Genomic DNA, 21677 nt, shown 5'->3' on the forward strand with positions numbered 1-21677 from the left:
ACGCTGAGGTTTATCAGGCGTTAGCAGCCGGTTTAGTCTGCGCATTTTCCAGCATACGACGCACTGGAACAATGAGGACGATCAGTACCGCGGCACAAATCAGCAGCGCGACGGAACAGCGAGCAAAGAGATCCGGCAGCATATCCAGCTGGTCGGCCTTCACGTGACCGCCAATCAGGCCCGCAGCCAGGTTCCCCAGGGCACTGGCGCAGAACCACAAGCCCATCATCTGACCACGCATTCTCTCTGGCGCCAGCAATGTCATGGTCGCCAGGCCAATCGGGCTCAGGCACAGTTCGCCGAGCGTCAGCATCAGGATACTGCCCACCAGCCAGAACGGCGACACGCCCGCGCCACCATTACTCAGCACGTTTTCTGCCGCCAGCATCATCAGGCCAAAACCTGCCGCAGCACACAGAATACCGATAACAAACTTGGTGATACTGCTCGGACGAATGTTCATGCTCGCAAGCTTCGGCCATGCCCAGCTAAATACCGGTGCCAGCAGGATGATGAACAGGGCATTAATTGACTGGAACCACACCGCCGGGATTTCGAAATCACCGATCGTGCGGTTAGTGTAGTCGTTGGCGAACAGGTTGAACGAGGTTGGCTTCTGCTCAAACGCAGACCAGAAGAAGGCCGCAGAGATCAGCAGAATAAAACAGACCAGCAGTCTGGCGCGCTCTTTACGGTTCAGGCCTGCAAAAACAAACAGATAAATAAAGTAGAGGGCCACGGACGCCGCAATCACGTAAACCAGCACGCTGGCTACCGCGACCGGGTTAATCACAATCACGCCCTGGGCGATCAGCGTGACGATCGTCGCCACACCTGCGGCAAGTGCCAGGAGCCACACGCCCACGCCGTTACGCTTCACGACCGGGCTGTTCCAGGTGGAGTCGAGACCGACTTCGCTGTCATAGCGTTTCATCGCCGGAACGGCAAACACGCGGAAGATAATCAGCGCGACCAGCATCCCGATACCGCCAATACCAAAGCCCCAGTGCCAGCCGTGGGTTTTGATCAGCCAGCCGGAAATCAGTGGCGCGATGAACGAGCCCATGTTGATGCCCATGTAGAACAGCGAGAATCCGCCGTCACGACGCGCGTCACCTTTTTTGTACAGGGTACCGACCATCACCGAGATACAGGTTTTGAACAGACCAGAGCCGAGCACGATGAACATCAGGCCGATGAAGAACAGGTTATCGCCCATGATGGCCGACAGCGCGATCGACAGGTGACCGAGCGCAATCAGAATCGAACCGTACCAGACGGCTCTCTGCTGGCCGAGCCAGTTATCGGCCAGCCAGCCACCCGGCAGTGCGGCCAGATACATGGTCCCGGCAAAGATACCGACAATCGCCGAGGCGTTTTCGCGCGCCAGCCCCATCCCGCCGTCATAGACGGTGGCGGCCATAAACAGGATCAGTAACGGGCGAATGCCGTAAAACGAGAAGCGCTCCCACATCTCGGTGAAGAACAGAGAACCGAGCGGATACGGATGGCCGAAGAACGTTCGGCTTTCTTTTTGATTAACAGAGGATTGCATAATTCTCCCGAAAGGTATGTCGTCGTGCTTGTAAACACCAGCAAGTACGCCGGTCAGTTACGTATCTGACCGATTTTTTACATGCGGCGAAAAGTTAGTTAACCATTTGATAACCAGGCGCTAGTTTTGTCTAGTACCGGACCCCGGACTTTAAGATGAAAATTCGACTATTGTCTACTTTCTTAGATTTAAACTTGGTTAAAAGTGGATAGTGATTGACTTCACACAGAGAAAACCGACGGTATGATTGAGCGAAAAAAAAGCCCGCGATAAACGCGGGCTTTGGTGAGATCTGCAATGATTATTTGCTTTTCTTAATGTGTTTAATCAAACGCTTACGCTTACGCATCTGGTTTGGCGTCAGGGTGTTGCGCTTGTTGGCGAACGGGTTTTCCCCTTCCTTAAACTGGATACGGATAGGCGTACCCATCACGTCGAGCGATTTACGGAAGTAGTTCATCAAATAGCGCTTGTAGGAGTCCGGCAGGTCTTTCACCTGGTTGCCATGAATCACCACGATTGGCGGGTTATAACCACCGGCGTGGGCATATTTCAGCTTCACGCGACGACCGCGCACCAGCGGCGGCTGATGGTCTTCTGCAGCCATGTTCATGATGCGGGTCAGCATGGCGGTACTCTGACGACGGGTGGAGCTGTCATACGCTTCACGCACCGATTCGAACAGGTTGCCCACGCCGCTGCCGTGCAGCGCGGAGATGAAGTGCACGCGAGCAAAGTCGATGAAGCCCAGACGGAAGTCGAGGGTCTCTTTCACCTGCTCTCTCACTTCATTGCTCAGGCCATCCCATTTGTTGACCACGATAACCAGTGAGCGCCCACTATTGAGGATGAAGCCGAGCAGAGAGAGATCCTGATCGGAGATACCTTCGCGAGCATCAATAACCAGCAGCACCACGTTGGCATCTTCAATCGCCTGCAGGGTTTTGATAACGGAGAATTTTTCCACCACATCGGTGATTTTTCCACGCTTACGTACGCCTGCGGTGTCGATGAGGACATACTCACGCTCATCGCGCTGCATAGGGATGTAGATACTGTCACGGGTGGTGCCCGGCATGTCGTAAACGACCACGCGTTCTTCACCCAGGATACGGTTAGTAAGTGTAGACTTACCTACGTTTGGACGACCCACGATAGCCAGCTTGATCGGCAGATCCTGCGGGTTGAAGTCGTCTTCAGGCTCTTCTTCTTCGCCCTCTTCTCCGTCTTCAAACTGCGCCCAGTATTCGGCGTCTTCGTCCACCTCTTCTGGCGGGTTAACTTCGTCGACCCACGGCAGCAGAACGGTTTCCAGCAGGCTGGTTACGCCACGGCCATGCGATGCCGCGATAGGGTAGATTTCACCCAGGCCCAGAGACCAGAAATCCGCGATGGCCTGATCGGCATCGATGCCGTCAGTTTTGTTCGCCACCAGGAAGGTCGGCTTTTCGCGTGAACGCAGGTGTTTGGCGATCGCGGAGTCCGCTGGCATCAGGCCAGCACGGGCATCCACCATGAACAGCACCACATCGGCCTCTTCAATTGCCAGCAGCGACTGCTCTGCCATGCGGGTTTCAACACCATCTTCAGTGCCGTCAATACCACCGGTATCAATACAGATGAACTCACGTCCTTCTACTTCTGCACGACCGTACTTACGGTCACGCGTCAGCCCCGGGAAATCCGCAACCAGCGCATCACGGGTGCGTGTTAAACGGTTAAAAAGAGTGGATTTTCCAACGTTAGGGCGCCCGACAAGCGCGACCACAGGTACCATGTTTGAAGCCTCATAAAATTCAAAATAACGTCGCTTTCGCGGCGTTTTTAAAAATGTCAAAACGGCTCCTGAATGAACAGGAGCCGTTTAGTATACTACAACCGCCGGGTAATTAACGCGTGATCGCGTACAGCGTGCCGTCTTTTGCCTGAATCAGCAGTTTACCATCGGCCACAACCGGATCGGTCAGGAAACCAGAGCTGTCGACTTTTTGCTGTGCAACAAAGCGACCATTTTCTGGATCAATCCAGTGCATATACCCTTCGCTGTCACCAACCACCAGGCTACCGTTGTACAGCGCTGGCGCTGTCAGCAGACGGTGCAGCAGATCGCTTTGCGTCCACAGCGTCACGCCACCTTCGGTGCTCAGCGCCAGCAGACGGTCGTTCTGGTCAACCATATAGATGCGGTTACCCTCAACGATGAAATCATTCACCGAGCCCAGCTCACGTTTCCACATGATCTGGCCGCTGCGCAGATCCAGCGCAGTCAGGTTACCGTTATAGGCCAGCGCGTAAACCACACCGTTAACGATAACCGGCGTTGTGTCGACGTCGCTCAGACGGTCAATTTCCGTTGAGCCCGTAGCCTGAGAGATACGCTGCTGCCAGATCATCTGGCCTTGCTGCATCAGCACTGCGCTCACGCGACCGTTGTCACCGCCGACAATGGCAGCACCAAACGCGGTAGCCGGTGCGGATTCGCCGCGCAGAGAAAGCGCTGGCATATCCAGGTTAACGGTCCATTTCACCAGTCCGTCCGCTTCGTTCAGCGCCTGCAGCTGACCGTTGCTGGTATGAATCAGCACCAGGCCGTCACTCACCACCGGACGAGACAGGGATTCACCCGCCACGGTCGTTTGCCAGGCAATGGAGCCGTCGCTGCTGTTCAGGGCATAAACCTGTGCTTTTTCGCTGCCCACGTAGACATGACCACCGGCAACCGTCAGGCCACCAGACAGCAGTGCAGGTTTACGGGAGAACCAGCCGTCTTTTTCCGCCAGGTTAATCGACCACACTTCTTTTCCGTCATCAGCGTTCACCGCTTTCACGGTACCTTTGCGGTCAGCCGCATAGATTACGCTGTCGGCAAAGGCCGGATGAAGGTTGGAATAGAAATCACCAATCCCATCACCCACGGAGGTGCTCCACGCAGTGGATGGGGTAAACTGGTTTTCAACCGTCGGCAGTGGGGACATTTTCACAACGTCTTCTTCGCCACTGAACAGTGAACAACCACTCAATAACGTAACAGAAAGCAGTCCTGGCAGAAGTAATTTACGCAATTGCATCGGGTCCCTCTCAGACGGACAAATTATTTATTTTCATCTGCATCATTTCGCTCAGCGCAGGTGATGCCTGACTATCCACGCCAGCTTGCCACGCTTTACGCGCGCCCGCTTTGTCACCTTTGCTCAGCAGTGCTTCACCGCGCAGATCGGCAACGATGGCAGCAAAGCCATCACCTTTGATGGTATCGAGCGTTTTCAGCGCGTCGTCAGCTTTTTTCTGCTGAACCTGGATACGTGCCAGACGAAGGTTGATAACCGCTTTCAGGTTTTCATCGCTGGCGGCCGCAAGGCCCTGAGACAGCTGAGCAGCCGCTTTATCCAGTTCGTTCTTATCAACGTACTGCTGTGCTACTTCCAGTGCAGCCAGTGCACCGTAGGTGTTTTTGTTATCAGCCGCAAACTTTTCGGCTGCCGTCAGCGTTTGTGGCTGATCGGCTCGAATTGCGCTCACGGTATTTTCATAGGACAGGGACGCGCCACGCGCGGAATCCGCCTGATGATTGTTCCAGTAACGCCAGCCTATCAGCGCACCGACACCTAAAATAACCCCAACAACCAGCGCTTTGCCGTTTTCAGCGAAGAAGCGTTTAATCGCGTCGACCTGATCGTGTTCGTTCTCGTAAATTTCCACGCAGTCCTTCTCCTTAGCCTAATAGAGTGCGCAAGTGCGCCGCAACGCCGTCCTGCGTTACCGTTGTCTGCTCACCAGAGCGCAGGTCTTTCACTACTACTTCGCCGTTAGCCACTTCGGACTCGCCCAGCACCAGTGCAATACTTGCGCCCCACTTATCGGCACGAGCAAACTGTTTTTTAAAGTTGCCGCCGCCGTGGTTGGTCATCAGCTTAACGTCCGGCAGTGCATCGCGCACGCGTTCAGCAAGCTGCATCGCCGCAGACTGCGTATCCGCACCTGAGGCCACCAGGTATATATCGACAACGGAATCTGCTTTAAATTCCGGATTAACTGCCTGAACCAACAAAACAAGTCGTTCAAGACCCATCGCGAAGCCAACCGCAGGGGCTGCACGGCCACCTAACTGCTCTACCAGACCGTCATAACGACCGCCCGCACACACGGTGCCCTGCGAACCGAGGCTTGAGGTAACCCACTCGAATACAGTGCGGTTGTAGTAGTCCAGACCGCGCACCAGGCGCTGGTTAACGGTGTAAGCGATACCTGCCGCTTCAAGCAGCTTGCACAGGCCCGCGAAGTGTTCGCGAGACTCTTCATCCAGGTAGTCACCCAGCGCAGGCGCATCGTTCAGCAGCGCCTGTACATCTGCGTTTTTGGAATCCAGAACGCGCAGCGGGTTGCTGTACATACGACGTTTGCAGTCTTCGTCCAGCTTCTCTTTATGCTGTTCCAGGAACGCCACCAGCGCGTCACGGTAGTTTGCGCGTGCTTCCAGAGAGCCGATTGAGTTCAGCTCCAGCGAAACGTGCTCAGAAATCCCCAGCGCGCGCCACCAGCGAGCGGTCAGCATAATCAGCTCAGCGTCAATATCCGGCCCCTGCAGGCCAAAAACTTCCACACCCAGCTGGTTGAACTGGCGATAACGACCTTTCTGGGGACGTTCGTGGCGGAACATCGGGCCGATATACCACAGGCGTTGCTCCTGATTGTACAGAAGACCATGTTCGATGCCGGCGCGTACGCAGCCCGCCGTCCCTTCCGGACGCAAGGTCAGGCTGTCGCCGTTACGGTCCTCAAAGGTGTACATCTCTTTTTCAACCACGTCGGTGACTTCGCCGATCGCGCGTTTGAATAACGGGGTCTGCTCTACAATCGGCAAACGGATTTCGCTGTAACCGTAGCTGCCGAGCACCTGCTTCAGTGTGCCTTCAATGCGCTGCCAGATGGCGGTTTCGCCAGGCAGATAATCGTTCATGCCGCGGATGGCTTGAATGTTTTTTGCCACGTTTATTCTCTTTCTATATACAAAAAAAACCCAAAGAATGGGTTCAATCATACATGGGAAGCTCGCGGCTTCCCATCACGTTATTTTTCAACCTGCTGAACGCTGATACGCTGTGTCTCGTCCATCATGGCCGCTTTGGCACGGATGCGGGCTTCAAGCTGGTCGATCATGTCGCTATTATCCAGACGATCTTTACGAACGCCATCTTCATAGAGACCACTTTTCTTGTTACCGCCGGTCACGCCCAGAGTTGACACCAGCGCTTCACCCGGACCGTTCACCACACAGCCGATGATAGAGACGTCCATCGGGGTAATGATGTCTTCCAGACGCTGTTCCAGAGCATTCACCGTACCGATCACATCAAACTCCTGACGTGAACAGGTTGGGCAGGCAATGAAGTTGATCCCACGTGCGCGAATACGCAGCGACTTCAGGATATCGAATCCGACCTTGATCTCTTCGACCGGATCGGCCGCCAGAGAGACGCGCAAGGTGTCACCGATCCCTTCGGAGAGCAGCAGCCCCAGACCGATCGCGGATTTTACCGAACCGCTACGCAGACCGCCTGCTTCGGTGATCCCGAGGTGCAGAGGCTGGTCGATCTGTTTTGCCAGCAGGCGGTAAGACTCCACCGCAAGGAATACATCGGACGCTTTTACACTGACTTTGAACTGATCGAAGTTAAGACGATCGAGATGATCGACGTGACGCATCGCGGATTCGAGCAACGCCTGTGGCGTAGGCTCACCGTACTTTTCCTGCAGATCTTTTTCCAGGGAACCGGCATTGACGCCGATACGGATAGGAATATTTTTATCGCGGGCGCAGTCCACTACCATGCGGATACGCTCTTCGTTACCGATATTGCCCGGGTTAATACGCAGGCAATCGACGCCGTATCCGGCCACTTTCAGGGCAATGCGGTAGTCGAAGTGGATATCAGCCACCAGCGGAACGCTGACCTGCTGTTTGATCAGTTTGAACGCCTCAGCGGCATCCATGGTCGGGACGGAGACGCGAACAATGTCCGCGCCCACACGTTCTAATGCTTTGATTTGATTGACCGTCGCTTCCACATCGGTGGTGCGCGTGTTGGTCATCGACTGAACGGCGATAGGTGCCCCATCGCCGATTGGCACATTCCCAACGTAAATCCGTTTCGATTTTCTACGTTGAATCGGAGCCTGGTTATGCATGAAAAATCTCCCGCGTTGCCCGTCTGTTACTGTGCTGCTGATTGTTCGGCATTAACGGTAAGACGTGCAACCTGGTTAGTTCTGATAAAGCGGCTCAGGTCGACAGGTTTTCCTTGATACTGGATCTGTACCGCTGCCGGAGCGCCGATTTTAAGTTTATAAGGAGCCTGGCCGGTTAGGTTTAACGTGCCATCTTTACGCTGCAGGCCGCTGAACAGTTTTTTACCTGTTGCGTCAGTCACTTCCAGCCAGCAGTCGGCGTTAAAGTTCATCACCAGCGCATTCGGATCGGCGGCTGCCGTGGCGGTGCCTGCCGGATTGGTTGGCAGAGAGGCTGCGGTATTGTCCGCAGGCTGAGTGGCCGCTGGCGCGTTCGCCGCCGTATCAACATTAGCCTGAGAAGGGGAAACCACCGCGTTTTGATCCTGAGCCTGAGGCGCAGCGGTGTTCGCCGTTGCTGCCGGGGCCTGCGCTGCACCGGTCGCCGACGCGTCTGGCGCTACGGTCTGTGGCTCGCTGGAGGACGCTGCGCCGTCGGTATTCAGCGGCACGCTCTGGCCGTTCTCACTTCCGGCCTGGTTGAGTTCGGCGGAGGATTGATCGGCCATGGTGGTGATCTCTTCCTGCTGCGCCTTGTGGTTTTGCCACCACCATGCCCCGGTCAGACCGATCACCACAAACAGCACCAGCCAGGTAAAGCTCATCAGCCAGCCATCACGTTTTTTACGACGTTTCCCCAGGGAGAAGGTCTGCATCGGCGCAACTTTCGCTGCACGTACCGGTGCCTGCTTCTCCATCATCGGCAGTAATTCGTTTTCGGGGATGTGCACCAGTTTTGCGTAAGAGCGGATATAACCGCGCAAGAACGTTGAAGCCAGATCGGCAGGCGCCTTATCTTCTTCAATATCGCGAACCGTGGAAACCTTCAGGCACAAGCGTTCTGCTACGGCTTGCTGGCTGAGTCCGAGTTGTTCACGGGCGTTGCGAAGACGAACGCCAGTGGAGAGTGCTTCATGTTGGTCGTGAGTGGCTTCAGTATTCATTCGCTACAACTACTGGTACGTGAAAAATAAGGGTTCAGGTGCCGGTGAGTCACAATGCCACCCGCACCGCGAAACTTCTGGTCAGTTAACCGTGAACAGACAGTATAAGACTGTCAGCCCGGAGATGACAGTACAGCCCTGCCCGTACGGCTAAACTGTTGTTACGTCGTTACATACTGCCCGAAAGTCGAATGAAACGCACCGTAATTATTAATCAGTCTTCACGAATCTGACTGATTATTCAGTAAGATTATGCTTCACGGCGCAAATAATGCGCCGTGAGTGCATAATAATCAAACAGCTTTGACCGCGATCGTCTCGCCCTGCATGCGTTTACGCAGGGTGCGTTTGGTACGGTCAATGACATCACCTGCCAGCTGTCCGCATGCGGCATCAATGTCATCACCACGGGTTTTACGCACGATGGTGGTGAAACCATACTCCATCAGCACTTTGGAGAAGCGATCGATACGGCTGTTCGAGCTACGTCCATAAGGTGCGCCCGGGAACGGGTTCCATGGAATCAGGTTGATTTTGCATGGCGTATCTTTCAGCAGTTCAGCCAGCTGATGCGCATGTTCGGTACCGTCGTTAACATGGTCAAGCATCACGTACTCGATAGTGACACGGCCCTGGTTCGCGTTAGATTTCTCCAGGTAACGACGCACGGCGGCGAGGAAGGTTTCGATATTGTACTTTTTGTTGATCGGCACAATTTCGTCACGGATTTCATCGTTTGGTGCGTGCAGGGAGATTGCCAGCGCAACGTCAATCATGTCGCCGAGCTTGTCCAGGGCAGGCACAACGCCCGAGGTCGACAGCGTTACGCGACGCTTGGACAGACCAAAGCCAAAGTCATCCAGCATGATTTCCATCGCCGGAACGACGTTGGTCAAGTTCAGCAGTGGCTCACCCATGCCCATCATCACCACGTTGGTAATGGGACGCGTACCTGTCACTTTTGCTGCGCCCACAATTTTTGCGGCACGCCAGACCTGGCCGATAATTTCAGAGACACGCAGGTTACGGTTAAAACCTTGCTGCGCGGTAGAGCAGAATTTGCACTCCAGCGCACAGCCTACCTGAGAGGAGACACACAGCGTGGCGCGGTCTTCTTCCGGGATGTAGACGGTTTCAACGCGTTGATCGCCTACGGCAATCGCCCATTTGATGGTGCCGTCAGAAGAACGCTGCTCTTCCACCACTTCTGGCGCACGGATCTCTGCAACTTCTTTGAGCTTATTACGCAGGACCTTGTTGATGTCAGTCATGTCATCAAAATTGTCGCTGCAGTAATGGTACATCCATTTCATCACCTGATCGGCACGAAACGGCTTCTCACCCATCTCTTTAAAGAACTCGCGCATCTGCTGACGGTTCAGATCCAGCAGGTTGATTTTTCCATTTTTATTTGGAACCGCAGGCGTGGCGACTTCGGAGGTATTCACTAATTCAGACATAATATTTTCCGGCCTCGTTGTTACACGTTATGGCCCATGGAGGGTTGAATAGAAACGCCCCGGAAAGCAGTCTGCTCGTCCGGGGCGTTGCATTGTACAAACTCTGACGCAGGGATGCCACGTCTGGACGCGGCATTTACGAAAATAATGTGTAAACGAAACCGTTAAATTAACGGGTACGTGGACACACTTCGCCTTCTGCGAAGAAGAAAGCGATTTCGCGGGCAGCAGATTCAACAGAGTCAGAACCGTGAGTACCGTTCTCGGTGAAGCTGTCAGCGTAGTCGGCGCGCAGGGTACCTGCCAGCGCGTTATCCGGGTTGGTTGCACCCAGCAGGTCACGGTGACGCTGTACTGCGTTTTCGCCTTCCAGTACGGATACAACGATCGGACCAGAGGTCATGAACTCAACCAGGCCGTCAAAGAATGGGCGACCTTCGTGCTCAGCGTAGAAACCGCGAGCCTGTTCAACGGTCAGGTGCAGCATTTTAGTGCCAACAATCTTAAAACCTGCTGATTCAAAGCGAGCGAAGATGCTGCCAATAACGTTTTTTGCCACCGCGTTTGGTTTGATGATGGAAAAAGTACGTTCAATAGCCATGATAACCTCTGTCAATGTTCTGTTGTTTTGCATACCTGAGTATGGTGTGGCGCGGATTATAATGAGCAATAGCGCCATTGCCTATGGATTCAGGTAACATTTTTTTAAAATAAGACGAGTTTTAGCAACAGCTCACATCTGAAAGCTGTTTTCGGATTACTGCAGCGTAAAATTCACCGCCGCGACCTGCCCACTCTCATCCATAACGAGTAACTGATAATCACCCGATTTATCAAGCTGTAATGTGTAAACTCTTCCTTTCACACTCAGCGGTTCGCCGTTCAAAAACCACCAGCGCTCGCCGCTATTGCCGGTCACCTGAAGCGGCAGCGAAACGCGGGATTCCCCCGGCAGACGTTTGATAACGGCCCCCTCACGCACGCCGGTCAACATAAGCGGAGCAGGTGCATCCTGCGACAACGGCGGACACGTTGCTGAAGAGGGAGGAACCCGGACCGCACGACGCTCTGTGGCAGGCAGCCATGGCTCAAGCGGCAACGGCCAGACATCCAGCACTTTCTCAGTAGCATCAGGGCAGTCTGCCGCAACGCGTTTGCCGGTTTTATCCAGCCAAACCGGGAAACGAATGCCGCGTATACCTTCCTGTTCCGGTAAAAGCAGCGTGGGGGGGTCACTCCCGTCAAGTAACCACGTCGCAAGACGACGTCGGCAGTTTTCACTGCCCTCCGGCAACGACTGACCACCAGGCCAGCAGATCACACCCCGCCCGACACTTGCCGGACGCGGATCGCGCGGCAGACGGGCTTCGTCTACCGTTGAGCGGGACTGAAGCAAGTTATTCACCTGATTTAACAGCGGCACGGCACTGGCAAAACCAAACTGCCCCGCCACGGGCGTGCCGTCCGGCCGTCCGGTCCAGATACCTATCACGTAACGGGCATTCAGACCAATGGCCCAGGCATCACGGTAGCCGTAGCTGGTACCTGTTTTCCACGCCAGCGGCGCGATTTGCGGTAGCGCATTATCCGGCAGCGGCTGGGCCTCGTTGGCCAGAATACGGCGGATAATCCACGCCGAGCCTGGTGACAATAACGGACGTTCAATCAGCGGATCGCCTGGCTGTAAACGCAATCGCCCCGCTTTACCGTGTCGGGCAAAGGCGCTGTAGGCTGCCGTAATGTCCGCCAGTCGTGCGCCGGCACCTCCCAGTATCAGCGAAAGGTTTGGCTGAGCGCCCGCAGGCAGTATAAGCGGCAAGCCTGCGTTGCTCAGCATCCCGGCAAACCGTTTTGGCCCATACGCTTCAAGCACCTGTACCGCAGGCAGGTTGAGGGAGCGCACCAGCGCTTCACTCATGCTGACCGGTCCGTGGAACCCACTGTCAAAATTCCCCGGGCGATAATCACCGGTTTTTCTTGGAACGTCCTGAAGCAACGACGCGGGATGGATCAGGCCATCGTCCAGCGCCATACCGTAGATAAAGGGCTTCAATACCGATCCCGGGGATCGGATCGCATTGACCATATCCACATGGCTGAAACGACTGTCATCGTTGATATCCACCGATCCCACCCAGCCGCGCACTTTCATATCGGTATGATCGACCACGATCATCGCCAGCGAGCTGCGTGCAGGCAGGCGGGATTTCCAGTTCATCGCCAGCTCTTCGAGCTGCCGTTGCAGCCCGCCATCGAGAGTGGTGACAATTTTCGTGTCGCGACTTTTACTGAGCATCATCCGTGCAAAGAGTGGCGCCAGCTGCGGCATCTGTCGTGGTGCCAGCCATACCGCTTCTTCACGGGATTCTTTGACCTGTTTTGCAGACCAGACACCTTGCGTCGCCATCCTGTCGAGCACTTTATTGCGCGCCGCTTCGGCCCGTTCAGGCCAGCGGTCCGGGCGTAAACGACTCGGAGCCTGAGGGAGCACCGCCAGCAGCGCCGCATCGGAATAGCTGAGCTGCGACGGCGGTTTGCCGAGATAGGTCCAGCTTGCGGCTCCCACCCCCTGCAACGTGCCGCCAAACGGGGCGCGGTTGAGATAGAGCGTGAGGATCTCGCGTTTGGAAAGATGCCATTCCAGCTGCATCGCCCGCCAGAGTTGACGAATTTTGCCGCCAAAGGTACGCGGATGTGGATCCAGCAGGCGCGCCACCTGCATGGTGAGCGTGCTGCCGCCAGAGACAACCTTTCCGGAAGAGAGATCCTGCCAGGCCGCACGAAGAACAGAGAAAGGGTTCACGCCAGGATGATCCCAGAACCAGCGATCTTCATACTGGATCAGGGCCTCAAGATAACGGGGAGAGACCTCTTCAATCGTCACAGGGTAGCGCCAGATCCCGTCGCTGTCGGCAAAACGCCAGAGCGGCGTCCCCTTTTCATCCACCACAACCCGCGCAGGGTTGACCTCTTTCAGAGGCAACGGCCACAGGCGGTCAGCAACGAAGATCAGCCCCCATAAAACGAGAAGCGCTCCCGCCAGCCAAAGCCAGCGGGAGCGTATCAAAGGTGCCATCAGCATATTACGGAACAACAATCAGCGGGCCACTGGCCGCACCCGTTGCCCGCCACTGCGGAACATACATGGATTCAACCATCGGAACCGGCACCTGGTAGGTTCCCGGCGTGACCGCACGGGCCAGGTAGACCAGCGTCACCGGCTGTCCTTCATTGACAGGAACTGCCGCCACGAAGCGATCGTCACGGAACTCCATATGCTGAATATCGGCCTGCTGCATCTGACTGAGCAAGTTCTGCACTTCGCTACCGCTATCCTGCAGGCTGGCGCTACTGCTCGCCAGGTTCTGGTTTTCCAGTTCCAGCCCAGCCGGGAGCAGATCGACAACCAGCGCGTCAGGCACGTTCTGACTGGCCTTGACTTCGAGCCACACCAGCACCAGCTCCCCGCTCCTCAGCTCAGAAAGAGACTTCGTGCTGCCGTCTGTTGCCAGAATATGGCGTTCAACCTGCAATACGTTAGAGGCTGGCTGAGGCGCGTATTCCGGATAACCCGTACTGTCCAGGCGCACCCACAGCGGTGTCGTACCGGTATTGGTCACCTGCAGTGCGCCAAGCTGATCGCCATTCACATTTTGGATCAGCGATTTATCCCCACCTGAAGCGGTATCAGACAACGATGTTTTCGCCTGCCATGCCCCTGACAAGGTTTGCAGCGAACGTCCGGCCAGGAAAAGAGCATTACTCTCCTGAGTGGACAACCAGCGCTGGCTGAAGGCTTGTTCAGACAAGGCGTTCAACAGCGTATTTTGCGCATCCGGCAGCAGCTTGTACTCCTCCAGGAGGGAGAGCATCAGTGCGTTATCACGCAGGACGCTACCATAATCGGCCATCCAGGTTTTACTGTCGTTACGCGGTGTTTTGAGTGCCAGATCCAGCGCCTGCTGGCTGCGCGGAGCATCACCCATCAGTTTAAGTGCCATACCCAGTTGCATCAGCGGTAGCCCGGAAGCCGCTTGCCCGTGGCGCTCCCAGATCTCACGCAGCGCACCCAGTGGCGCTTTTTGCTGACGCGCCAGCACCAGTGCAGCGTAAGCCTGTACGGCGAACTTGCTGGCCTGAGTATCGTCGCTATAGCGAATGGACATCATGCCCGGATCCTGCAGATAACGCAGCAGGCGGCTATTGGCGTTATTCACCGCATCGACAGGTACGCTGTAACCCTGCTCGCCCGCGCGCACCAGGAAGTCAGTAACGTAGGCGGTCAGCCAGTACTCTTCCGGGCCATTTTTATCCCAAAGAGCGAAACCGCCGTCCTCACGCTGCATCTGCAGCAGACGGGAGATACCGATATCAATGGCCGCACGGCGTTTGTCGTCCGTATCACCTTTGATGCCAAGCGCGGTGAGTTGCGCCGCATTGGTGTAGAGCGACGGGAACAGACCGCTGGCAGTTTGTTCCAGACAGCCATACGGATAAGCCTGCAGCTCGCGAATATAACGCGCCAGATTGAGCGGCGGTTTGCCGCTCAGTAACAGTTGCCCCTGCAGGGTCGCAGGAGAGAAACCATTGATGTGCTGCGCAGGTGCCGTCCAGGACTCACCAGGGTTCAGCATAGCCCCCGTATTCACCGTCTGGGCCGGGAACGCCGGACGCACGCCGATTTTCCAGCTCTTCTGCTGCGGTGCGAAAGTCTCGCCCGGAAGCTGCAGGCCGGTAACCTGCGCGGTCACTTCACCGTCGCCATAACCGTCCAGTGCACGTACGGGAATAAACAGCGTACTGCGTGCGCCAGGAGATAACTGAACCGGCTGCGGCTGTGCGCCTTCAAGCGACAGTTTACCGGTCGCGGTCAGGGCGATGTTCAGCGTCTGCGGCTTGTCAGTCAGGTTGGTGAGATCCAGCGTCAGCCGCGAGGTGTCTCCACTTGCCAGGAAGCGTGGGGTATTCAGCTCGGTAATGACCGGCGCGGCGACAATGACTTTGCTTTCGCTGCTGCCGAAATCATCTTCCGTCCAGGCCTGCGCCATCAGGCGCAGCTCACCGTTGAAATCGCCAATCGGCAGCGTAACGGTACCTTCCCCGTTGGCATCAAGCGTAACCGGCTGAGCCTGCTGGGCGATAATGGTGACGTGGTTCACCGGCGGTTTGCCGCCACGCTTGAGTTCATCTCCGTCACCACCAAAACGCAGCGCGGCCATACGGCCCTGACCTTCAATGACCTGGCCGTAGATATCATAGATATCTGCGCCATAACGCTTCTGACCGAAGAAGGCTTGCCACGGATCCGGCGTGACGTAATCGGTAATGTTCAGCACCCCGCTGTCCACCGCCGAAAGCAACACGTTCACTTTCTGCGGAGCCGCACCCTCTTTCACGCTGGCTTTCACCTTCACAGAGAGCGTCTGGTTCGGACGCATCTTCTGCGGGTTGTCCAGGGCAATGTTCAGACGGCGATTTTCGTCGCCCATCGGCAGGTGCAGCAGACCCACCGCACGTTTTGGCGTAGCGGATTTGGATTTGTCCCCGGGGCGTACCACCAGTGTGCTGAGATAGAGATCGTGGCGTTTCCAGGCCTTATCCACCGGAATAGAGAGATCCAGCCCGTTTGCCGGTACGTCGATCTCTTTCCACCACAGCGGACCTTCGCTGGATTCGATCATCGCATAGCCTTTGCCTGCGGCCGGCGCAGCAATATGCAGTTGAATCGTATCCCCTGGCTGATAAGACGGCTTATCCAGCTTCAACGTCACGCGATCAGGACGCGCAGCGCCCGTGCCGTCGCTGTTATCCTGCCAGCTGTAGCCCGCCCAGAAGCGCACGCTGCTAACCATCTCATCCGGTGCTTTAACTTCAAGACGGTATGAGCCCCACTCTACCGGGAAGGTAACTTTGCCGGTTTCATCGGCCTTAAGACTCAGTTCTTGCTCACCTTCGATCAGATCTTTTTGATCAAACTGCGACTGCCAGCCTTCGCTTTCTGACCAGTTCCAGTAATAGTCCCGGCGCTCGCGGATCAGGCGAACCTGTAATCCGGAAACGGCCTTTTTCGCCCCGCTGGCATCGGCATAGACAATGTCAAAGCTGGCGTTGCCATTTTCATCGACAATTGGCTGGTTAACTGTCGTATCGGTACGGTAGTCATAAACGGCTTTGCTGGCGAACTGAGGACGGATCCCCGGCAGATCAGCCGCCGGCCAGATGGCCTGCTCAGCACGGCGCGTTACCGGACGACCGCCCGACTCCAGCAGGCTGGCCTGCAGAATCAATTGCAGAGGAGAGTGCACCTCTTTCCACTGGCTTTCGGTGGAAACCTGCCCACGCCCCTTATCATCGAGAGTCAGCTGAACTTCATCCAGGCTGCGGCTCAGGTTCTCCTCGGCAATATCACCAAACTGGAAGCCCGGCAGCGCAGCCACTGCCTCACGCAGCGGACGCAGGAAAAGCTGGCCCTGCAGGGAATTACCGTTGGCTGGCGCACCGTACAGGTAATAGCCGACCACGTTAAAGTCGACGTTATCCTGCGGTGAAACCGGTGTTTTTTGTCCGGTCAGATTGAGCGCCATACGCTCTGGCATAAAATCTTCAACGTGGAAATCCCACAGACGCTGCAGGTTATCCCCCGTGTTGGCACGGACATGCCACATGCCGGTCTGCGCCCCGCTGTCCAGCTGATAGTTAAAGCGATAGAGGCCATTCTCTGGCTGGACGACGATTGTGCGTGCTACCTGCCCGTCCGGACGCAGCACGTCAAGTTTCACGGGCTGATCGGGAAGTGGTTTACCATCACTGTCACGTAACAAACCGTTAAGGATCACCGTTTCGCCAGGGCGGTAGAGATCGCGCGGGCCAAACATAAAGAACTGCTTGCTGTAACCCGGCGCCCCTGCAATATCAAACTCCGCCAGATCGAGGGCCGGTAACTTAAGGTCAAGCAGCGTCGTTTGCCCGTCTTTACTGGCAAGGATCAGCGCGGCCTCTTTGTCGGTCTCAAGCTTTGCATGACCATCGCCATCGCTGTTCGCTTCGGCAAGCGTCTGCCCTTTATCGTTCAACAGGGTGACGGTCACACCGGACTGCGCCGCACCGTTTTCCAGGCTCTGGGTGAAGATATCCAGACGATTATGATAACGGTGAGCGGACAGCCCAATGTCGCTTAAGGTAAAGAGAGTCGCGGCGTTACTGTAGTTATAGTGCCCCGCCTGGTTCATCACCGCGATATAAACCCCAGACTGCTGAAGCGGCTTAATATCTTTCAGCGGCAACAGTAATTTTTCGCGCGTATTGCGCGCCGGGTTGAGGTCAAAACGCCCGGTGTATACCAGATCCGCCATCTTCAGCAGATTGTCAGATTCCCAGTTTGTCAGCGAATTACGGTATTCCCACTGACTGACAAACGAGGCCAACGATTCCGGCTTCACGCGGTAGAAATTAACGTCCACATTGTTGACGTTGAGCGCCATCACCGGCAGACCTTCCACCACCTTGCCCGGCAGCAGTGAGCCCCGGCTGGCGAAACCGACCGTCGGTTCAACATCCCGGGTGGTCAGCGCTTTTTCATAATCAATTCCGAATGTCGCTTTGTTCAGCGCCTGCAGGCCACGTTCAACGGTAACGACCAGATTGCGATTGGGCTCCAGATGGCGCAGACGCAGCTCTTTCAGGTTCGGCGCAAGTTCCCACGCCCCGTCAACCTTGCCACTTTTCTTATCCACAACATGCACTGTTTTCGCGAAATCCTGATCGGGATTCAGCGGGACAGAGAAGGTCAGCACCAGTGTTGATGCGCCATCGAGCTGCACTTCAGAAGCATCCAGCAGAGTTAGCGCTTTACCCTGACTCTGTGCCGCAAGTTTGGCCAGTTTTTCAGCATCGGGCTTTTCCGCCGCTTTTGGTGTTGTGGCTGTGGATGCTGCGGGAGCCGCAGCCTGAGATTTATCGTCGCTGTTATCACAGCCGACAAGCGTAAACGTGGTAAGCAGCGCAAGAGAGAGCGCGGCTAAGCGAAACGGTTTCATCCTTTGTCCCTGGCCCATGGAGCCTGTTGGTCGTCGTCCGGATAAGTATTATCCGCAAGTTTCACTAATTCAAAAAGTCCAATTTGAGAATCCGTAAAATTAAGGGGTGGCTCGCGACTTGAACGCAGTTTGCTTGTCGACGTCAGAAAAAACACCGACAATTCTTTTTTACGGAAAAGAATGGAGGCACCCCATGACTACCTCATATTTTGTCGCCGCCGACTGGCTCATTGAGCACAGCGATGACCCGGAAGTCCAGATTATCGATGCGCGAATGGCCCCTGCCGGGCAGGAACATCTCCGCGATATGGTCGCGGAATACCGCGCAGGCCACCTGCCTGGTGCGGTATATTTTGATATTGAAGCCCTCTCCGATCACACCACTCCCCTGCCACACATGCTGCCACGTGCGGAAGCCTTTTCTGTGGCGATGCGCGAGCTGGGCATCAACCAGGACAAGCATCTGGTTGTCTACGATGAGGGCAACCTCTTCTCCGCGCCGCGCGCGTGGTGGATGCTGAAAAACTTCGGCGTCGAAAAGGTCTCGATTCTGGCAGGTGGTCTGGCTGGCTGGAAGCGCGATGAACTGCCGCTGCAACAGGGTGAAGTCACGCAGGCGGAAGGCGATTTCGATGCGACGTTTGCCCCACACGTGGTGAAACGCCTGACCGATGTACTGGTGGTTAGCCATGAAAAAACGGCACAAATCGTCGATGCCCGCCCAGCTCCGCGTTTCAATGCCGAAGCGGATGAGCCGCGTCCAGGGCTGAAGCGCGGTCACATCCCGGGCGCACTGAATGTACCGTGGGGCGATCTGGTATTTGAAGGCGAACTGAAAACCACAGACGAACTTCGCGCTATTTTTGAGAGTCAGGGTGTGGATTTACACCGTCCGATTATTGCCAGCTGCGGCTCCGGCGTAACGGCTTGCGTGGTGATCCTGGCGCTCGCCACGCTCGGTGTAAACGACGTGACGCTCTATGACGGCGCCTGGAGCGAATGGGGAGCCCGAGACGATCTGCCGGTTGAACCCACCAGATAAACTCACGGGGTGAATATTCACCCCGAAAAGTTTATATGATCCGCGTGGTTTTGAGATCGCGCAGGAAACCGCCCCAGCGACGCTCATAGAACGGGGTGATATGCTCAGTAATAAAGTGGCTGATGCCCTTCTCTCCGTTCTTCACCTGGCAAATATCAATCGGCTCATCACCCGGCAGCGTATCGGTGGCCACGCTGCCCGCCGCCTGAATGATCTCGTCGATATCACCATCAGCTTCAATACCGATCAGCAACACCGGCTGTTCGTCTGCATGCTCTTTAATTGAACAGAGGAACGCGCGTCTTACCGGTTTCAGGGTTTTGAACAACGTGGTCAGCGAATCGATCATCTGCGCAGGCGGTTCCGCCACTTCAGACAACAGCAGCGTTTCGCCCCCTTCCAGTACCTCTTGCGTGCTGAGCGGGTTACCCTCTTCGCCAATCAGATGGCTGATTTCACGCGGGGTGAACTCTTTTCCGGTCGGCAGCTTCGCGTTGAGGAACAGCGTCTGGCCGAGCGTCATTTCAAACAGGGTACGTACCGGCATCACCACGAACGCCTGTTCGTCTTCAACGGCTTGCTGCAACGCTTCCAGTGAGGTGAAGAACGGGATCACCGAAGTGCCGTCGTCTTTCTCCCAGTGCAGCAGATCCAGCGCGCTGTCTTCTACGACCTGCTCACCTTCCGCGGCGGTACCCGGCACCCAGACGGTGGATTCCAGCAGCGTGCGGAAAAATGCCGGACGATGGGCAGGCTCGGTTGCCGCCTGCTCCAGCAGGGTTTCTAATTCGTTTTTGGTTTCGGACATAACAATTACTCAGCCGTAAGCAGGTTCGCCACGGTACGCACACCCAGACCCGTTGCGCCCGCAGACCACTGCTCAACCGCCGCTTTACGGTACGTTGCAGAGCAGTCGATGTGCAGCCAACCTTCCTGGTAGTTCTCAACAAAGTGAGACAGGAAACCGGCTGCGGTGCTCGCACCCGCCGGGTACGCCGCGCTTGCGGTGTTGTTCAGTTCAGCAAAGTTGGACGGCAACTGGTTACGGTGGAACTCGGCCAGCGGCAGACGCCAGAACGGCTCGTTCTCAGCGGCAGCACTTGCCAGCAGGCGCGCGGCCAGTTTGTCGTCGAAGCTGAACAGCGCATGGTAGTCGTTACCCAGCGCGGTTTTCGCTGCGCCGGTCAGGGTCGCCATGTCGATGATCAGTTCTGGTTTTTGGGCAGAGGCGTCGATCAGGCCATCGGCCAGCACCAGACGGCCTTCGGCGTCGGTGTTCATCACTTCAACGTTTTTGCCGTTGCGGTAGCGAATAATATCGCCCAGCTTGAAGGCATTGCCGCTCACCATGTTGTCAGCACAGCACAGGTAGAGCTTCACACGCTTGTTCAGACCACGGGTGATAGCAAACGCCAGCGCGCCGGTAATGGTGGCCGCGCCGCCCATATCGGACTTCATGGAATCCATGAACGCGCTCTGCTTCAGGCTGTAGCCACCGCTATCGAAAGTGATGCCTTTCCCGACCAGGCAAGCAAAGACTGGTGCTTCTTTATCGCCGGTTGGGTTGTAATCCAGAGCCAGCAGCACTGGAGGACGCTCAGAACCACGTCCTACAGTATGGATGCCCATGTAGTTCTGCTCGCGCAGATCTTCACCTTTGGTGATGCGGTAAGACATTTTGTCGCCCGCCACACCACACAGCAGGTCAACAGCACGTTGTGCCAGCTGTTCCGGGCCCAGCTCTTCTGCCGGGGCATTGATGGTGTCGCGCACCCAGTCGATAATGGTCAGACGGCTTTCCAGCTCTTTCTGCCCCGCGGCATCAAGGTTCGCCCACTCAATTTTGCGGGTGCCTTTCGGCCCTTTGTAGCCCGCCCAGAACGCCCAGCTGCGGTCGGTGTCCCAGCCTTCGCCGTCGAGGGTGACATGCTTAATGCCCAGACCATCCACTTTGCGCGCCGCGCGCTGGATCAGGCCCAAATCATCTTTGCCCGTCAGGTGCAGGGTAATACCGTCGTTGTTGATGCTGTACGTGGCTTTTTCTCCCCAGCGTGCGTCTGCAGGCTGTGTGGAGAGCGTAATCTTCATCGCTTCGGTCATTTTATTTATCCTTATTAGCAAACGGGCCGCCTGAAGGCAGCCCGTAAGGTGATTTATTCTGCTTCATCTAACCAGACTAACAGAATCGCCTCCAGAATTTTTTCATTGGATGCGTTTGGATCGTCGTCAAAATCCTCTAAATCGCAGATCCACTGGTGCATGTCGGTGAATCGTACGGTTTTCGGATCGAGATCCGGGTTCGCGTCGTAGAGCGCTTCGCCGATTTCACGGCTGTCTGTCCACTTCAGTCCCATA

General features: G+C 55.9%; 15 protein-coding genes. 1 reads left to right on the plus strand and 14 read right to left on the minus strand.

The window, feature by feature from the left end:
* Positions 1-13: 13 nt before the first annotated feature.
* The 11 genes from LCD46_16610 to LCD46_16660 form a co-directional block, all read right to left on the minus strand.
* Positions 14-1555 carry a peptide MFS transporter gene (locus LCD46_16610; protein ID UOY69678.1) on the minus strand — a complete coding sequence of 514 codons (1542 nt, stop codon included), beginning with the start codon at positions 1553-1555 and terminating at the stop codon, positions 14-16.
* A gap of 301 nt (positions 1556-1856) precedes the next feature.
* Entirely contained in the window at positions 1857-3332 is a 1476-nt protein-coding gene (der, locus tag LCD46_16615) for a ribosome biogenesis GTPase Der (protein ID UOY69679.1), read from the minus strand.
* Between the two features lie 112 nt (positions 3333-3444).
* Complete coding sequence (gene bamB, locus LCD46_16620; GenBank protein ID UOY69680.1) at positions 3445-4623, minus strand: outer membrane protein assembly factor BamB; 1179 nt, start codon at positions 4621-4623, stop codon at positions 3445-3447.
* Positions 4624-4633: 10 nt separating this feature from the next.
* On the minus strand, positions 4634-5254 hold the full coding sequence (locus LCD46_16625) for a YfgM family protein (protein UOY69681.1): 621 nt from the start codon (positions 5252-5254) through the stop codon (positions 4634-4636).
* Between the two features lie 13 nt (positions 5255-5267).
* Positions 5268-6542, minus strand: coding sequence for a histidine--tRNA ligase (hisS, locus tag LCD46_16630; GenBank protein UOY69682.1), 1275 nt, complete (start codon positions 6540-6542; stop codon positions 5268-5270).
* An 80-nt stretch (positions 6543-6622) separates the two neighbouring features.
* Positions 6623-7741 carry a flavodoxin-dependent (E)-4-hydroxy-3-methylbut-2-enyl-diphosphate synthase gene (ispG, locus tag LCD46_16635; protein ID UOY69683.1) on the minus strand — a complete coding sequence of 373 codons (1119 nt, stop codon included), beginning with the start codon at positions 7739-7741 and terminating at the stop codon, positions 6623-6625.
* 26 nt (positions 7742-7767) lie between these two features.
* Positions 7768-8784, minus strand: a complete 1017-nt coding sequence (gene rodZ, locus LCD46_16640; GenBank protein ID UOY69684.1) for a cytoskeleton protein RodZ — start codon at positions 8782-8784, stop codon at positions 7768-7770.
* A 293-nt stretch (positions 8785-9077) separates the two neighbouring features.
* Positions 9078-10244 carry a bifunctional tRNA (adenosine(37)-C2)-methyltransferase TrmG/ribosomal RNA large subunit methyltransferase RlmN gene (locus tag LCD46_16645; protein UOY69685.1) on the minus strand — a complete coding sequence of 389 codons (1167 nt, stop codon included), beginning with the start codon at positions 10242-10244 and terminating at the stop codon, positions 9078-9080.
* Between the two features lie 169 nt (positions 10245-10413).
* Complete coding sequence (ndk, locus tag LCD46_16650; protein UOY69686.1) at positions 10414-10845, minus strand: nucleoside-diphosphate kinase; 432 nt, start codon at positions 10843-10845, stop codon at positions 10414-10416.
* Positions 10846-11001: 156 nt separating this feature from the next.
* Positions 11002-13326, minus strand: a complete 2325-nt coding sequence (gene pbpC / locus LCD46_16655) for a peptidoglycan glycosyltransferase PbpC (GenBank protein UOY69687.1) — start codon at positions 13324-13326, stop codon at positions 11002-11004.
* 1 nt (position 13327) lies between these two features.
* Complete coding sequence (locus LCD46_16660) at positions 13328-18280, minus strand: alpha-2-macroglobulin family protein (protein ID UOY69688.1); 4953 nt, start codon at positions 18278-18280, stop codon at positions 13328-13330.
* 193 nt (positions 18281-18473) lie between these two features.
* Between LCD46_16660 and sseA the strand changes: the two genes are divergently transcribed.
* On the plus strand, positions 18474-19322 hold the full coding sequence (sseA, locus tag LCD46_16665) for a 3-mercaptopyruvate sulfurtransferase (protein ID UOY69689.1): 849 nt from the start codon (positions 18474-18476) through the stop codon (positions 19320-19322).
* Between the two features lie 31 nt (positions 19323-19353).
* Here sseA and sseB read toward each other — a convergent pair whose 3' ends face one another.
* Genes sseB through iscX form a run of 3 tightly spaced genes read right to left on the minus strand, consistent with a single transcriptional unit; the run spans position 19354 to position 21676 of the window.
* Positions 19354-20130 (minus strand): enhanced serine sensitivity protein SseB, encoded by a 777-nt coding sequence (sseB, locus tag LCD46_16670; GenBank protein UOY69690.1) that lies wholly within the window; start codon positions 20128-20130, stop codon positions 19354-19356.
* Between the two features lie 5 nt (positions 20131-20135).
* The gene (pepB, locus tag LCD46_16675; protein ID UOY69691.1) at positions 20136-21422 is read right to left on the minus strand and encodes an aminopeptidase PepB; all 1287 of its coding nucleotides are present in this window, start codon (positions 21420-21422) and stop codon (positions 20136-20138) included.
* A 53-nt stretch (positions 21423-21475) separates the two neighbouring features.
* The gene (gene iscX, locus LCD46_16680) at positions 21476-21676 is read right to left on the minus strand and encodes a Fe-S cluster assembly protein IscX (GenBank protein ID UOY69692.1); all 201 of its coding nucleotides are present in this window, start codon (positions 21674-21676) and stop codon (positions 21476-21478) included.
* Position 21677 lies beyond the last annotated feature (1 nt).

The sequence above is a fragment of the Enterobacter ludwigii genome (genome assembly GCA_023023105.1).
Taxonomy (GTDB): Bacteria; Pseudomonadota; Gammaproteobacteria; order Enterobacterales; family Enterobacteriaceae; genus Enterobacter; species Enterobacter adelaidei.

Bases quoted from the DNA above. Each gene is read 5' to 3' on its own strand.
- LCD46_16645 (UOY69685.1), bottom strand. From the start codon at position 10,244: ATGTCTGAATTAGTGAATACCTCCGAAGTCGCCACGCCTGCGGTTCCA.
- ndk (UOY69686.1), bottom strand. From the start codon at position 10,845: ATGGCTATTGAACGTACTTTTTCCATCATCAAACCAAACGCGGTGGCA.
- bamB (UOY69680.1), bottom strand. From the start codon at position 4,623: ATGCAATTGCGTAAATTACTTCTGCCAGGACTGCTTTCTGTTACGTTA.
- LCD46_16610 (UOY69678.1), bottom strand. From the start codon at position 1,555: ATGCAATCCTCTGTTAATCAAAAAGAAAGCCGAACGTTCTTCGGCCAT.
- LCD46_16660 (UOY69688.1), bottom strand. From the start codon at position 18,280: ATGAAACCGTTTCGCTTAGCCGCGCTCTCTCTTGCGCTGCTTACCACG.
- sseB (UOY69690.1), bottom strand. From the start codon at position 20,130: ATGTCCGAAACCAAAAACGAATTAGAAACCCTGCTGGAGCAGGCGGCA.
- der (UOY69679.1), bottom strand. From the start codon at position 3,332: ATGGTACCTGTGGTCGCGCTTGTCGGGCGCCCTAACGTTGGAAAATCC.
- iscX (UOY69692.1), bottom strand. From the start codon at position 21,676: ATGGGACTGAAGTGGACAGACAGCCGTGAAATCGGCGAAGCGCTCTAC.
- ispG (UOY69683.1), bottom strand. From the start codon at position 7,741: ATGCATAACCAGGCTCCGATTCAACGTAGAAAATCGAAACGGATTTAC.
- pepB (UOY69691.1), bottom strand. From the start codon at position 21,422: ATGACCGAAGCGATGAAGATTACGCTCTCCACACAGCCTGCAGACGCA.
- pbpC (UOY69687.1), bottom strand. From the start codon at position 13,326: ATGCTGATGGCACCTTTGATACGCTCCCGCTGGCTTTGGCTGGCGGGA.
- rodZ (UOY69684.1), bottom strand. From the start codon at position 8,784: ATGAATACTGAAGCCACTCACGACCAACATGAAGCACTCTCCACTGGC.
- sseA (UOY69689.1), top strand. From the start codon at position 18,474: ATGACTACCTCATATTTTGTCGCCGCCGACTGGCTCATTGAGCACAGC.